Here is a 13,655-nt window from a genome sequence, read left to right on the forward strand (position 1 = left end):
TATGAAACAAATTATTCAACAAGTACAACAAAATGTAATGCGGGCGAAAAACTTTTATCAAGAGTTTCGCCTGTATGATTTTGCAAGTTATTCAATTAACTATTTGACGCCTAAAGATACCTTTGAAAAAGAAGTACATCTTGCTTATGGCTTGAAAGCGAGACAGCGTTTAGATTTATATCGCACCAAAAATCCGAAGAAACAGAGACCGTTGATTGTATTTGTTCATGGTGGTTCGTGGCAGCATGGCAATAAACGTGATTATCTGTTTATTGGAGAAACATTTGCGCGAGAAGGTTATGATGTTGCAGTCATTAATTATCATCTTGCACCTGAGCATATCTTTCCAACATTTATTGATGATATTGCACAAGCCATTCACTATTTAAATCAGAATCAAAGTAAGTTAAATATCTCTACGGAGAATTTGATTTTGATGGGGCATTCTGCTGGCGCTTTCAATGTCATGTCAGTGGTGTATTCTGCTCAAGCACAAAGTTTTAAATACAAAGATAAGATTAAAGCGATTATTGGATTGGCTGGACCTTATCATTTTGATTATGTCGGTGATCCTTTATCAGAACATGCTTTTAATTTAAATATTCCTTATCAACAAGTCATGCCTTGCTATTTTATTGAGCCAAACCAAATTAAGCATTATTTATTAATGGCTGAACAAGATCAGTTAGTCGGTAAAGAAAATAGTTATAAGCTTGATAATGCTTTAAGAGAAAAAGGCAACCATAGTCATATTGCCGTGATCCCAAAGACGGGGCATGTTACGATTTTGGCGACATTAGCAAGTCTGATGAGTCATTATTTTAAAACCAAGCGTACGATTTTACATTTTATGGAAGAGGCGTTAGAACCTTAAAGGAAAAGCATCATTAAGATGCTTTTTTATTTTCCATCATCTGCATAATCATGGCATGTGCGATACTGCCCTTGAAAGGAATCTCTGGTAATTGGTCAAATCTAAAGAATTGAGCATCACTGATCTCTTCAAGCTGTAATTCGATTTCACCAGAATCGTATTCCGCATGGAACGCGATCATGAGATTACTCGGAAAGGGCCACGGTTGGCTTGACATGTAGCGAATATTTTTAAGTTTTAAACCCACTTCTTCAAATGTTTCTCGTTGTACTGCTTCTTCTAAGGTTTCACCAACTTCAACGAATCCTGCAATTAACCCATACATATTGCTTTTGTTATGCGCTGATTTAGCCAATAACACTTCATCATGACCTTTGGTAATGATGGTAATGATGCAAGGCTGTACACGTGGGTATTGATGATATGCACAAGCAGGGCAAACCATTGCATACTCTTTGGTATGAATATCAGTTGCGTGTCCACAATGACTACAGAATTTGTGATTGCGTCGCCACTCAAGTAGTTGAACGGCGCGACTTGCTTGTAAAAAATCTGCGGTTGACCATCTTTGGATCAGTTCCCGAATGGGGATAAGTTGATACCCTTCGGGAATTGATTCGCCGTCAAAAAGATCACGTGCGACGACACGATCATTGTGGTGTATCGGCAAGTCACTTGCTAATTTTTCAACCTTGGGTAGTTGGAAGTTTTCATCTACTAAAAGTTTTTGATGTTGAAAAATATAAGCAAGTGATAGTTGAGACATTAGGCTGCTAAAGTTTGTAATTGCTGACTATTTGATAATGCCACATCGAACATAGATTGCAATACAGGCTGTTTGTTTCTTAAGTTATCAACAAGTAAATCTAAACCTGCGACGACATTCAGAATACAGTTGATTTGTTCTGCATCGAACACAAGGTTCTGTGCCAAACGATTTTCGGCAAAATGTGCTGCACCTAAGAGCGCCGTTTGTTGCGCAGAGCTTCCTAAGAATTGGGCAGCACCAGAAAGCTCTTTTAAGTATTTAGGCAAGGCTTCCAAGCTGTGCGCAGTTGGGTCTTGAACATAAAGGCTTAAAGTTTGCGTCAATGTTTCCACAAGTGACTTTGTCTCAGTCAACAAGGCTTTATGGGCTTCATCCAACCGATCTAGCGAGATATGCATATTATTGACGCGTAACTGTAGACGGCTAGAGGTGTAATTACGCTCCAAAATTCCAATTGAATTCATGGATGCTAAAATACTATTCATCAACTGCTGAACTGAGGTGGCATCAGTCAAGGTATTGGATTGGCTCAATTTCTCAGCTTGTTGTGTAAGTTCTCTTGATGCTTCATTTAAATTCAGCACCTTGAATACATTAGAAAGCTGATTTAATTTTTGCTGAATTTCTTGGGTTTTTTCATTCGACATATTTTGGTGATTGTACTCAATTTCATTGCGAATTTGAGCCATTTCATCCGTCATCAATTGGCTGATGGTATGAATGGTTTCATAGTCAGGGCCGTATAAATGACGACTTAAAACTTGAAGTTGTGTATCACTTAATAGCTCATCACCAATATTGAGTTGTTCTCGAATATGCTGCGAAATATGATCTTCTTGGCTAATACAAATCGATAAAATATCGGCGAGATCGACAATGTTACTTTGAAAAGCAGGCGGTGCTGCTAAGAACTTACCGATATTGGTTTCAATTTGAATCAGGGTACGCAGACGCGCTTCTGTAATCGAAAGTTCATCAATGAGACCTAAGCCGACATTTACCAATTGCCAGTACTGTTGGCTAGGAAGGTTTGAAGCTAAGCCAGCTAGATAAACGCCAACCAGTTTAATTCCTTGCAAATCTAATGGTGTTTCGACTTGTTTAATCAGTTTATTTAAACATAGCTTATAAAGCTGATGAATATATTTGGATTGTTCTAAGCTCGGTGCTTTAGGAATGTTAAAGCTCGGTGTGATAAATCCAAGTAAGGGTTGGATGGTTTGACCTTCTTTAGTCATCGGTTTGCCCAAAGCAAGCTCTAACCGATTGAGTGTATCTAGCAAGAATTGCGGAACTTTAACTTCTCGGAGACAGATAAACTCAATATAACGTCTCAACATCGTTGTTCCTTCACTGAGCGCAACGACATCACTGATCTTGATTTGTTCAGGTTGAGCCATGATTTTACGCATAAGCTCAGTAGAATATTGTGTAATTTGTGACAAATGCGGCATATCAATCAAGGCAAGTACTTGCGTACATTGTTCAAATTGATTGAGCGCGTCATCAATCCCAAAGGGTAGGGCTTGTTCTTCGGCAAGCGTATTTACTGCGGTTTCTACCAATTTAATCGAGTTATCGATCTCATTTTTTATTATTAATAATGCCGTTGGGTCGAAATGAATCGAGGTTTGGTAAGACATATGACCTACACCTTTCCTGAGTTGTTATATCCATGTACCTCCTTTTCAGGAGGTCTAAATCACTGACAGTTAATATAACTTAACTTTGAGCACTTAAAATATAAAAACCAACCTCGATCAAAAAAATTATTTGGCGAAAAGGCAAGCTTCTCCATGTTTTTCTTCATATTGTTTGACCCATGTCTCATGTTCATTTAACTCATGTTCTGATGGCTTGATAACAACTAAGTCAACTTGAACACTTTGACGGGTTATTTTCTTTTCATCTTGTTCTGCTTGGGTCAGGGTGTCCATATCAAATGCGACTTGTCCACCAGTCATCGCAAGATAGACATCTGCTAAAATTTCAGCATCGAGTAACGCACCGTGGAAGGTACGGTCACGTGCAGGAATCTCATAGCGCCTTACCAGTGCATCCAAGGAGTTTTTCTGGCCAGGGTGTTTGTTTTTCGCTAGCGCTAAGGTATCGGTGACCTCACAGACTTCTGAGAGTAAAGGCAAACCAACACGTTTAAACTCCATATTTAAGAAGTTCATATCGAATGCGGCATTGTGCGCGATAATTTCAGCACCTTTTAAAAAGGCAAATAGTGTATCGGCAATTTCTGCATATTTAGGTTTGTCTTTTAAAAAGTCATCGCTAATACCATGCACATTTTCAGAATCGCCGACAGGTTTTTCTGGATTGATATAGATGTGAATCGAGCTGCCTGTGAGTTTGCGATTGATCATTTCAATCGCGCCTACTTCGATAATGCGGTCACCATCTTGAAAATAAAAACCCGTGGTTTCTGTATCGAGAATAAGCTGGCGAGGGCCTTGAAGATGTACTTTCGCCTCAGTAATCACAATATGTAGGTGCTGATTTGTGGATGGCGCATCCATTACAACTTCAGTAGATACTTCAGCTTTCTCTACATTGTCTATAATTTCCTCAGGTTCTGACGCCTCGATCATCTCATCTGTATCAGCTTCTAGATCTAAGCCAAAAGGATCATTTAAGAGCCAATCAGCTTCAGGCTTTTTTATATCAGCGTTAGCCTGTGTGGGGGATTTGAGTTGTTGAGCAATTTGTTCAGCGCCTTGATTGGCTAACTGGTCTGCCATTTCATTGCCTTCATGTCCAGCATGACCTTTGATCCAGTTCCATTCGATATCACGATTGGCACAAACTGCATCTAATTTTTTCCACAAATCTGGATTTTTTACGTCTTTCCAGTTTTTCTTTTTCCAACCATGAATCCACTCGGTAATGCCTTGTTTGACATAGTTAGAGTCTGTCCAAATAATAAGATGAGCATCCATTGGACAAAAAGAAACGCCTTCAATGGCTGCTTGAAGCTCCATGCGATTATTGGTGGTTTCAGGCTCACCACCATAGAGTTTATGTTCACCTTGTTCAGTAATGATGTATGCCCCCCAACCCCCGAGACCTGGGTTACCTTTACATGCGCCATCAACATAAAGCGTGATTGTCTGTGACATATTTGAACCTGAACAATAAAACGGATGAAAAGTTTGATGTCTTTCTCATGCAAATACGCAGAAGTAGACATTCAAGTGGATAGAGAATATTAGCATTCCCTCATGATAACTTGCATTGTAAATGCTAAATTTTGCTTGTGAGCGTTACAAAACTCATCTTTTTTAATTTCTTGTAACATTTCCATGCAAATCACGTTAAATTATTGCCTTGTCTAAGTGACATGCTTTACTACAATGGCAAATCAAAGTAATAAACTCGCGTAAGTGGACTGGAAGATTTTATGTATAAATCGAACACATTGGTGTGGCAAGCATCTGCAACATCATTATTCAAAATTACTGTACTTACTTCTGCTCTGGCTGCGTTGGGAATTACAACGGGGTGTTCCTCAACACCTCAATCAAATAAGGCTTCGTCTTCTAAGCAACTTGGCTCGGGTTATTTAGATGCAAGTAGTTTAGATTCACTTGAAGATTTACTTTCAGCGACGGATATGCGAGCAGTAGAAGGTGATCGCCTACTGGTGTTGAAACACGGTGATGTGTGGAAGCGAATGACCGTAGGTTTCAAGATGGATTTGAATCGTCGGGACTCTCGAATTGAAGCACAACGTGGTTGGTTTATTTCTCGTCAGCCTTATCTAGACCGTCTAAGCGCACGTGCCAGTCGATATTTATATCACACTGTGAAAGAAGCAGAACGTCGCGGCATGCCAACCGAACTCGCATTATTGCCTGTGATTGAAAGTTCCTATGATCCTGCGGCGACCAGTAGCGCAGCAGCGGCAGGTTTATGGCAGTTTATTCCAAGTACTGGGCGTATCTATGGTTTACAACAAACCAGTTTATATGATGGTCGCCGTGATGTTGTGGAATCTACACGTGCTGCCTATGAGTTCTTAGGTAGTTTATATAATCAATTCGGTTCTTGGGAACTGGCTTTGGCTGCTTATAATGCAGGGCCAGGACGTATTCAACAAGCGATTAACCGTAATAAAGCCGCAGGTTTACCGACGGATTACTGGTCTTTAAAACTTCCACAAGAAACCATGAACTATGTACCTCGTTTCTTAGCTGTCGCACAAATTATTAAAAATCCAAATGCTTATGGTGTTGCGTTACCACCGATTGCCAATCGACCTCACTTTCGTGAAGTTAACTTAGCTGCGCCTTTATCATTGAATGAAATTTCATCGATCACAGGTCTAAGCCGTTCGGAATTATATGCCTTAAACCCTGCGCATCGTGGCGAGACGATGGATCCGATGAGTCCATTGCGAATCTTAATTCCAGCAGATCTAAGCCCTTCAATCGATGCAAGATTGCGTTCTAATAAAGCTGGTTCAGGTGGTTTTTGGGCAAGTAAAACGCCACCACCTGTGATGAACAATTCATCAGGTGCATCAACCACGATTCGTACCACAACCAATCCAGCACAGACGAGTAGCACCACACCAAAGTCCTCAGCACCTTTGACCGCGAGTAATACTTCACGTCCAAGCTCAACGACAGCAGCAACCAATGTTAAGGTAAATACTCCGCGTGGATCTGATGCGTTGGCATCATTTGCTGCATCAGCGAATGTGCCAAGTGCGCCACGTATTCCTGTTGCCATCACTCCAGCTGCAAATGTAAAGCCTGTAAATATAGAGCCGCCAATTTCAAATCAAGAGCGTGAGCAAATTGTTGCAGCGATGAAAATCGAAGGTGAGCCGAAGTCTGCTACACAGGTATTAGAACCTCAAGCAACACAAGCTGAAAAGGATCAGGTTGTTGCTGAAATCAAAGCGATTGCACCCAAAGGCACTGAAATCGTAGATCCATTTGACGGCAAGATTAAGTTAACTGCGATTCAGACGAGCCAATCGGTCTCCGACGAAAAAGGTCAAGAAGTCAGTAAAGGTTTTGCTTATCCGAAAAACTTGGTTGAAGACAAAGCGACGGCGAATAGTGATGATGCCAAACGTAATCAGGGTAAGCCTTATATCAGCACTGACAATGATGTTGTCGTGGTTGCACCAAAAGGCAAGCGTAGTACCTATGTGGTCATGCCGGGTGATACTTTAGCTGTGATTGCCCAAAAAAATGGTGTGAGTTGGCGTGATATTGCCAAATGGAACCAAGTTGATCCAGCAGGGACTTTATTTGTAGGTACAAGTTTATATTTATATGATGCGAAGCCTCAAGCCGAAGCTGTAAAAGCAACTGAAGCTAAACCTGAGAGCTATGTTGTACAATCGGGTGATAGCCTAACCACCTTAGCGGCTCGTTTTGATTTAACGCTTAAGCAATTGGCTGATTACAATAACTTGTCGGTGACAGATGGTTTGTTTGTTGGGCAACGATTAACGCTCAAAGAACCAAAAAATAATACGCGTGCTCCGCAACAAACAGCCCGCGCGACTGAAACAAAAGCTGCTGCCACACAAAAAGTTGCCACTACATCTTATACGGTTAAACGTGGCGAATATTTGAAATTGATCGCTGATCGATATGCGCTATCTAACCAAGAACTTGCTGATCTAACCTCTGGCCTAACTGCAAGTAGTAGTTTGTTGGTCGGGCAAAAAATCAATGTTCCTCTGCAAGAAGTTGCTGAGACTAAAAGTACGGTTAAATATGAAAATGTAACCGCATCGACCAGCTATAAAACTGAAAATTATACCGTGCAACGTGGCGATACTTTATCCAGTATTGCAACCCGATCAAAGATCACACTGAATGAATTGGCTGAGCTGAATAATTTGAAGTCAAATAGCGGTGTTCGTCTCGGGCAAAGCTTGAAGATTCCTGCAGGTTCAACAACTCCTGATCAATATGTGGTTCAGTCAGGGGATAGTTTGAATGCGATTGCTGGTCGATACAACTTACAAGTGAGCTATCTGGCGGACTTGAATGGCTTGCAACCAACTTCGGGTGTGCGTATCGGTCAACGTTTAAAATTAACTGGCGAAGTGGCTAAAGCCGAAACACCAGCTCAACCAGAAGTTAACAGAGCAAGTAACGCACCAGCAAACCGAAATACTGCAAATACAGAACAATATACCGTTAAAGCAGGGGAGTCGTTGAATAGTATTGCGAGCCGTTTGGGGATGACTGGGCGTGAGTTAGCAGATTTAAATCAATTGCGCGCCAATACAGGTTTACAACGTGGTCAAACCATTTTGATCCCTAAAACTGTGACGGAATATAAAGTTAAGCGGGGTGATACTTTAATCGGTCTAGCCAGTCGATATGGTTTACAAACCAACGCACTTGCGGAAATGAATGATTTAGCTCCAAATACTCAATTACGTATCGGTGACGTCATTAAAGTTCCAAATTTATAAGGATAAATATGAACTTGTCTCATGGAAGAGCACAAACCCTCATCCTTTTGTTTGGTTTGGGGTTGAGTAGCCAATTCAGTTTGGCTACTCAACAAACCACGCCTTTTTTGGCTGTGCATGCAACACCTCAATATTCGCATTTAAAAGTGATGCCTTATGCAAATGCAAATGCACCTAAAGGTGGGATGCTGAGCCAGTCGAGTAATGGAACATTTGATAATCTGAACAGTATGAATGGCAAAGGCAGTTCAACCGATGGGGTCAATTATTTATTTGATACCTTGATGGATTCTTCCTTAGATGAGCCGAATGTCATGTATCCATTGCTGGCGGAAAGGGCCACATATGATCCACATAAGCCTAAATTTGTTATTTTTTATCTGAACCCCAAAGCGCGGTTTAGCAATGGCGATGTTTTGACTGCTGATGATGTCAAATTTACTTTTGATACCTATCAAGAAAAAGCCAATCCAGGCTTGAAAATGTATTTGTCAGATTTAGAAAAGACAGAGGTGTTATCTAAATACCAAGTCAAATTTACTTTTAAATCTGATGACAATGCTGAAATGCCGTTAATCGTCGCAAGCTTACCGATCTATTCCAAGCAAGAGTGGCAAAATAGAGATTTTACCCGTGTCACCATGCAGCCAATTTTGGGATCAGGGCCATACTTGATCGATCGGATTGATGCAGGTCGAAGTATTACTTATAAACGTAATCCAAATTATTGGGCGAAGGATTTACCTGTCAATCGGGGACGTTATAACTTTGATCGCCTCAGATATGTGTACTATCGTAATTTGGATGTGACCTTTGAAGGATTTAAATCTGGGCAATTTACCTTGCAGGAAGAAAATATTTCGCGTCGTTGGGTGACTGAATATAAATTTCCCGCAGTTCGAGATGGCTTGGTCAAGAAATATAAAGTAAATTTAGCAAAGCCCTTAGATTTTCAGAGCTTTGTATTTAACACCAGACGAAAACCATTCGATGATATTAATTTACGTAAAGCACTAAGCTATGCCTATGATTTTGAGTGGCAAAATAAAGCCCTGTTTTATGGACAATATCAACGTTTACAAAGTTACTTTGCCAACAGTGAGTTAGCCGCAGTTGGAAGACCATCCGCAGCAGAAATGTCAGTAATCAATCCTTACTTATCTAAATTAAATCCATTGATGCAAAAAGGTGTCTTGGCGGATTGGAAATTTCCAGCTTCGGATGCCAGCGGTTTCAATCGACAAAATTTATTGTCTGCTCGCCAAATCTTGCAAGATGCAGGTTATACAGTCAAAAATGGTCGCTTACTTGATCGTCAAGCTAAGCCAATTGAAATTGAACTTTTAATTCACCAAGATGGTATGCAACGGACATTAATGCCTTTTGTTCGTAATTTGAAACGTTTGGGCATCACAGTCACTATTCGGCATGTCGATGTGCCACAGTATATTGAGAGAATGCGACGCAGTGATTTTGATATAACCACCATGCGCTTACCTCAGACCATTACACCTGGTAAGGAACAAGCACAGTTATGGGGAACAAAGGCTGCAGATGAGGAAGGAAACTATAATTTTGCAGGTATTAAAAACCCAGCCATTGATCAAGTGATCCAAAAAATTATTGCTGCCGAGAGTCGTGAACAAGTGGTATTGCATACTCGTGTATTAGATCGGTTATTGCGAGCAGGCTACTATCATATTCCAACGTATGGAAAGCCCGAAACATGGTTGGCGTATTGGGATATGTACCAACAACCAACGCAAAAACCAAAACTATCGATTGGTGTTGATTACTGGTGGGTGGATACTGAAAAAGCAAAGAAAGTAAGTCAATATTTGCGGAAAAAATAATCAGTCTGGACAATAGGGATAAGATTGATGGGAACATATATATTCAAACGGCTACTCCTGATTATTCCAACTCTGTTTTTTATTTTGTTGATTAATTTTGCAGTGATTCAAATTGCGCCAGGTGGACCTGTTGAGCAAGCGATTCAGCAAGCGCAAAATTTCCAAGGTGTGGGGTTGTCTGGAGGGGAAACAGCACAACAAAGTTCCCAGACTCAATATCAGGGCGCCAGAGGGCTGAGTGCGGACATGGTGGAGCAAATCAAGGCGCAGTATGGCTTTGATAAATCAGCGCCCAAACGCTTTTGGCTTATGCTCAAAGGTTATCTATCTTTTGATTTTGGCACCAGTTTTTTTAAAGATAAGCCTGTTACCCAACTACTCTATGAAAAAATGCCAGTCACTATTTCATTGGGTTTATGGAGTACGCTGTTAATTTATTTGGTATCTATTCCATTGGGAATACGTAAGGCCAAACAGCATGGCTTGATTTTTGATAAATCTACATCGTTATTATTGGCAGTAGGCTATGCCGTCCCATCTTTTGTGTTTGCCGTGTTATTGATTGTGTTCTTTGCGGGTGGCAGTTATTTCCAATGGTTCCCACTGCAAGGATTGGTATCAGAGAATTTTTCCCAACTCAGTATGCTCGACAAAATTAAAGATTATTTTTGGCATATGAGTTTGCCATTGTTGAGTATCGTGTTGGGTGGTTTTGCAGGTTTAACCTACCTGACTAAATACTCTTTCATGGAAGAATTAAACAAACAATATGTACTTGCGGCACGTTCTAAAGGACTGACTGAAAATCGCGTGTTGTATGGTCATGTCTTTCGTAACGCCATGTTGATTGTGATTGCTGGATTGCCTGAAGCATTGGTTGGAATCTTTTTCGTTGGTAATTTATTTATTGAGATTATTTTTAATCTTGATGGACTTGGGCTGCTCGGCTTTGAAGCAATTGTGCAGCGTGATTATCCTGTGATTTTTGGTACATTGTTCTTATTCACTTTACTTGGACTGATTCTACGTTTAGTCAGTGATGTACTGTATCAGGTGATTGATCCTCGTATTAACTTTGATGCGCGAGGAGTGAAATAATGTCTCCCGTGATGCAAGCACGTTTAAACCGCTTTAAGAAAAATAAACTCGGTTTCCGCTGTTTTATTCTATTTATGATCATTTTTATTTTGTCATTGGCTGCTGAGTTTATCGCCAATGACAAGCCTTTGATCGTGAAGTATCAAGACAGTTTTTATTTTCCTGTCTTTAAAGATTATCCAGAAACCACTTATGGTGGTGTGTTTGAGACCGCAACCGACTATCAAGACCCAGCAGTGCGTGAGTTGATTTCTGCTCATGGCTGGATGCTCACACCTATCGTTCCTTTTTCATTTCAGACACCAAACCTTGATTTAACCGTACCTGTACCCTCTAAGCCGACTGCACAAAACTGGTTGGGGACGGATGATCAAGGACGGGATGTACTGGCGCGGGTACTGTATGGTTTACGTGTGTCCTTGCTATTTGGTTTTGCTTTAACCATTTGCGCGGCGGTATTAGGCATTATTGTGGGTGCAATCCAAGGCTATTATGGCGGTTGGATTGACTTAATTGGACAGCGTATTCTCGAAGTTTGGGGGGGGTTGCCAATGTTATTTATGGTGATGATCCTTGTGAGTATGTTCACCCCCAACGTTTATTGGCTATTTCTAATTATGTTGTTATTTGGCTGGACTGCATTGGTTGGATTGGTTCGTGCAGAATTTTTACGCGCCAGAAACTTTGATTATGTTCGGGCCGCACGTGCGCTTGGGGTGACTGATCGAACCATTATTTTTCGGCATATTTTACCCAATGCCATGAGTTCGAGTTTGTCACAACTCCCATTTATGTTGACTGCAAATATCACGGCATTAACGGCATTGGATTTTTTAGGCTATGGTTTACCACCAGATGCGGCTTCTCTTGGTGAATTGTTATTACAAGGAAAAAATAATCTCAACGCCCCGTGGTTAGCATTGTCAGGCTTTTTTACGCTTGCAATTGTGTTGTCATTATTGATTTATATTGGGGAGGCGACACGTGATGCATTCGATCCAAGACAATGATTCTATAAAAAATGATGTGCTCAAGGTCAAAGCACTCACCGTCTCCACAGCGACAGGTCAGGTTTTGGTTGATCAATTGAGCTTTGATTTATGTGCTGGAGCTACTTTAGCAATAGTGGGTGAGAGTGGTTCAGGCAAATCTGTCAGTAGTTTGGCTTTGTTGGGGCTATTGCCTAACCATTTAAAAATACAAGGGCAAGCATGGCTACAGGATCAAGACTTATTGGCTTTAGATACGCCAGCTTTACGACAAGTTCGTGGACAAAAAATTGCCATGATTTTTCAAGAACCGATGACCGCTTTGAACCCTTTACATCGGGTAGAAAAAATCATTGGAGAAAGTTTGTTATTGCAAGGTTGGTCTAAAGCCGAGGTGCAAGAAAAAGTCATTGCCTTATTGAACGATGTGGGTATACCTGAACCAGAACAAAAATTACGTCGTTATCCGCATGAGTTATCTGGCGGACAACGTCAACGGGTGATGATTGCGATGGCTTTGGCGCTAGAGCCCGATATTTTAATAGCAGATGAGCCAACAACGGCATTGGATGTCACTTTACAAACACAAATTTTGAATTTGCTGAAACAGCTACAGCAGCAACGCAATATGGCGATGATTTTGATCAGTCATGATTTGAATCTGGTCAAGCGCTATGCTGATGACGTGATTGTCATGAATAAAGGGCGAGTGGAAGAGCAAGGGGCGGTGAATGAGATTTTTACTCGTCCACAAGCGGCTTATACCCAGCATTTACTGGATCATGATTTTGGTCAGGCACTCTCATATACAGAGGGTCAGGTCATTCTTGAATTAGAACAGTTAGGGGTTAGATTTCCGATTAAACAAGGATTGTTGAATCGAGTGAAAGATTATTTTACTGCGGTTGAACCATTAGATTTGACGCTAGAGCAGGGTGAGTCTTTAGGTGTGGTGGGAGAAAGTGGGTCGGGTAAATCAACTTTGGCTTTAGCAATTACCCGTTTGATTGAGAGTGAAGGGAAAATTGTTTTTTTGGGGAAAGATTTAAACCAACTCAATGAAAAAAAATTACGTCCATTGCGCACTGATTTTCAGATTGTATTTCAAGATCCATTTAGTAGCTTAAATCCTCGTATGACGATTGGACAGATTATCGGTGAAGGATTGGCGCTTAAAGCATTAGATCAGGTTGTTGTAGAGCGACAGATTGAGCAAACGCTTGAGAAAGTGGAATTGCCGATTGATTTTAAAAATCGTTATCCACACGAGCTATCAGGAGGTCAACGGCAACGTGTTGCATTAGCACGTGCGTTGGTCTTACAACCGAAATTGATGATCTTGGATGAACCGACCTCAGCCTTAGACCGAACAACACAACGTGCAATCGTGAAGTTGCTCAGACGATTGCAACAGCAAGAGCAGATTAGTTATATTTTTATCAGTCATGACTTGCAAGTCGTCAAAGCACTCTGTCAAAAGGTCATGGTATTACGTCATGCAAAAGTAATGGAATATCAATCAACTGCGTTACTTTTTTCACAACCAAAAACAGAATATACCCGTCAGTTGATTGCTGCCAGTCAGTACTAGCTTGTAATTAAGTTGACATGTGGT

The 13,655-nt window shown here is 40.8% G+C and carries 9 protein-coding genes and 1 pseudogene; 6 read left to right on the forward strand and 4 right to left on the reverse strand.

Features of this window, described 5'->3' with window-relative positions; genetic code table 11:
* Position 1 precedes the first annotated feature (1 nt).
* Positions 2–874 (forward strand): alpha/beta hydrolase, encoded by an 873-nt coding sequence (locus J2Y37_RS13445; RefSeq protein WP_004670501.1) that lies wholly within the window; start codon positions 2–4, stop codon positions 872–874.
* Between the two features lie 13 nt (positions 875–887).
* Here the strand turns inward: J2Y37_RS13445 and nudC are convergent, their stop codons facing one another.
* The 4 genes and pseudogenes from nudC to rnhA all read right to left on the reverse strand — a co-directional run.
* Complete coding sequence (gene nudC / locus J2Y37_RS13450; RefSeq protein WP_004670502.1) at positions 888–1,640, reverse strand: NAD(+) diphosphatase; 753 nt, start codon at positions 1,638–1,640, stop codon at positions 888–890.
* Positions 1,640–3,286, reverse strand: coding sequence for a hypothetical protein (locus J2Y37_RS13455; RefSeq protein ID WP_349033132.1), 1,647 nt, complete (start codon positions 3,284–3,286; stop codon positions 1,640–1,642). Before J2Y37_RS13455 ends, nudC begins: the two co-directional genes overlap by 1 nt.
* A gap of 126 nt (positions 3,287–3,412) precedes the next feature.
* A complete protein-coding gene (gene dnaQ / locus J2Y37_RS13460) occupies positions 3,413–4,243 on the reverse strand; it encodes a DNA polymerase III subunit epsilon (RefSeq protein WP_349033159.1) in 831 nt (276 codons plus the stop codon).
* Positions 4,244–4,351: 108 nt separating this feature from the next.
* Positions 4,352–4,771: pseudogene (gene rnhA / locus J2Y37_RS13465) on the reverse strand (ribonuclease HI); the annotation flags it as partial.
* Positions 4,772–5,052: 281 nt separating this feature from the next.
* On the opposite strand from rnhA, the gene J2Y37_RS13470 reads away from it, so the two are divergent.
* Genes J2Y37_RS13470 through J2Y37_RS13490 form a run of 5 tightly spaced genes read left to right on the forward strand, consistent with a single transcriptional unit; the run spans position 5,053 to position 13,631 of the window.
* Complete coding sequence (locus J2Y37_RS13470) at positions 5,053–8,100, forward strand: LysM peptidoglycan-binding domain-containing protein (RefSeq protein WP_349033133.1); 3,048 nt, start codon at positions 5,053–5,055, stop codon at positions 8,098–8,100.
* Positions 8,101–8,108: 8 nt separating this feature from the next.
* Positions 8,109–9,953, forward strand: a complete 1,845-nt coding sequence (locus J2Y37_RS13475; protein WP_349033134.1) for an extracellular solute-binding protein — start codon at positions 8,109–8,111, stop codon at positions 9,951–9,953.
* Positions 9,954–9,980: 27 nt separating this feature from the next.
* Entirely contained in the window at positions 9,981–11,051 is a 1,071-nt protein-coding gene (gene yejB / locus J2Y37_RS13480; RefSeq protein WP_349033135.1) for a microcin C ABC transporter permease YejB, read from the forward strand.
* Positions 11,051–12,061, forward strand: coding sequence for an ABC transporter permease (locus tag J2Y37_RS13485; protein ID WP_004670508.1), 1,011 nt, complete (start codon positions 11,051–11,053; stop codon positions 12,059–12,061). The genes yejB and J2Y37_RS13485 overlap by 1 nt, the downstream gene beginning before the upstream one ends.
* Entirely contained in the window at positions 12,039–13,631 is a 1,593-nt protein-coding gene (locus tag J2Y37_RS13490; protein ID WP_349033160.1) for a dipeptide ABC transporter ATP-binding protein, read from the forward strand. The genes J2Y37_RS13485 and J2Y37_RS13490 overlap by 23 nt, the downstream gene beginning before the upstream one ends.
* Positions 13,632–13,655: the final 24 nt, after the last annotated feature.

The organism is Acinetobacter sp. 3657, from assembly GCF_031456775.1.
Taxonomy (GTDB): domain Bacteria; phylum Pseudomonadota; class Gammaproteobacteria; order Pseudomonadales; family Moraxellaceae; genus Acinetobacter.

Excerpts from the sequence above, each read along its gene's own strand:
- J2Y37_RS13490 (WP_349033160.1), top strand. The coding sequence starts at position 12,039 with ATGCATTCGATCCAAGACAATGATTCTATAAAAAATGATGTGCTCAAG.
- yejB (WP_349033135.1), top strand. The coding sequence starts at position 9,981 with ATGGGAACATATATATTCAAACGGCTACTCCTGATTATTCCAACTCTG.
- J2Y37_RS13475 (WP_349033134.1), top strand. The coding sequence starts at position 8,109 with ATGAACTTGTCTCATGGAAGAGCACAAACCCTCATCCTTTTGTTTGGT.
- dnaQ (WP_349033159.1), bottom strand. The coding sequence starts at position 4,243 with ATGATCGAGGCGTCAGAACCTGAGGAAATTATAGACAATGTAGAGAAA.
- J2Y37_RS13455 (WP_349033132.1), bottom strand. The coding sequence starts at position 3,286 with ATGTCTTACCAAACCTCGATTCATTTCGACCCAACGGCATTATTAATA.
- J2Y37_RS13445 (WP_004670501.1), top strand. The coding sequence starts at position 2 with ATGAAACAAATTATTCAACAAGTACAACAAAATGTAATGCGGGCGAAA.
- J2Y37_RS13470 (WP_349033133.1), top strand. The coding sequence starts at position 5,053 with ATGTATAAATCGAACACATTGGTGTGGCAAGCATCTGCAACATCATTA.
- nudC (WP_004670502.1), bottom strand. The coding sequence starts at position 1,640 with ATGTCTCAACTATCACTTGCTTATATTTTTCAACATCAAAAACTTTTA.
- J2Y37_RS13485 (WP_004670508.1), top strand. The coding sequence starts at position 11,051 with ATGTCTCCCGTGATGCAAGCACGTTTAAACCGCTTTAAGAAAAATAAA.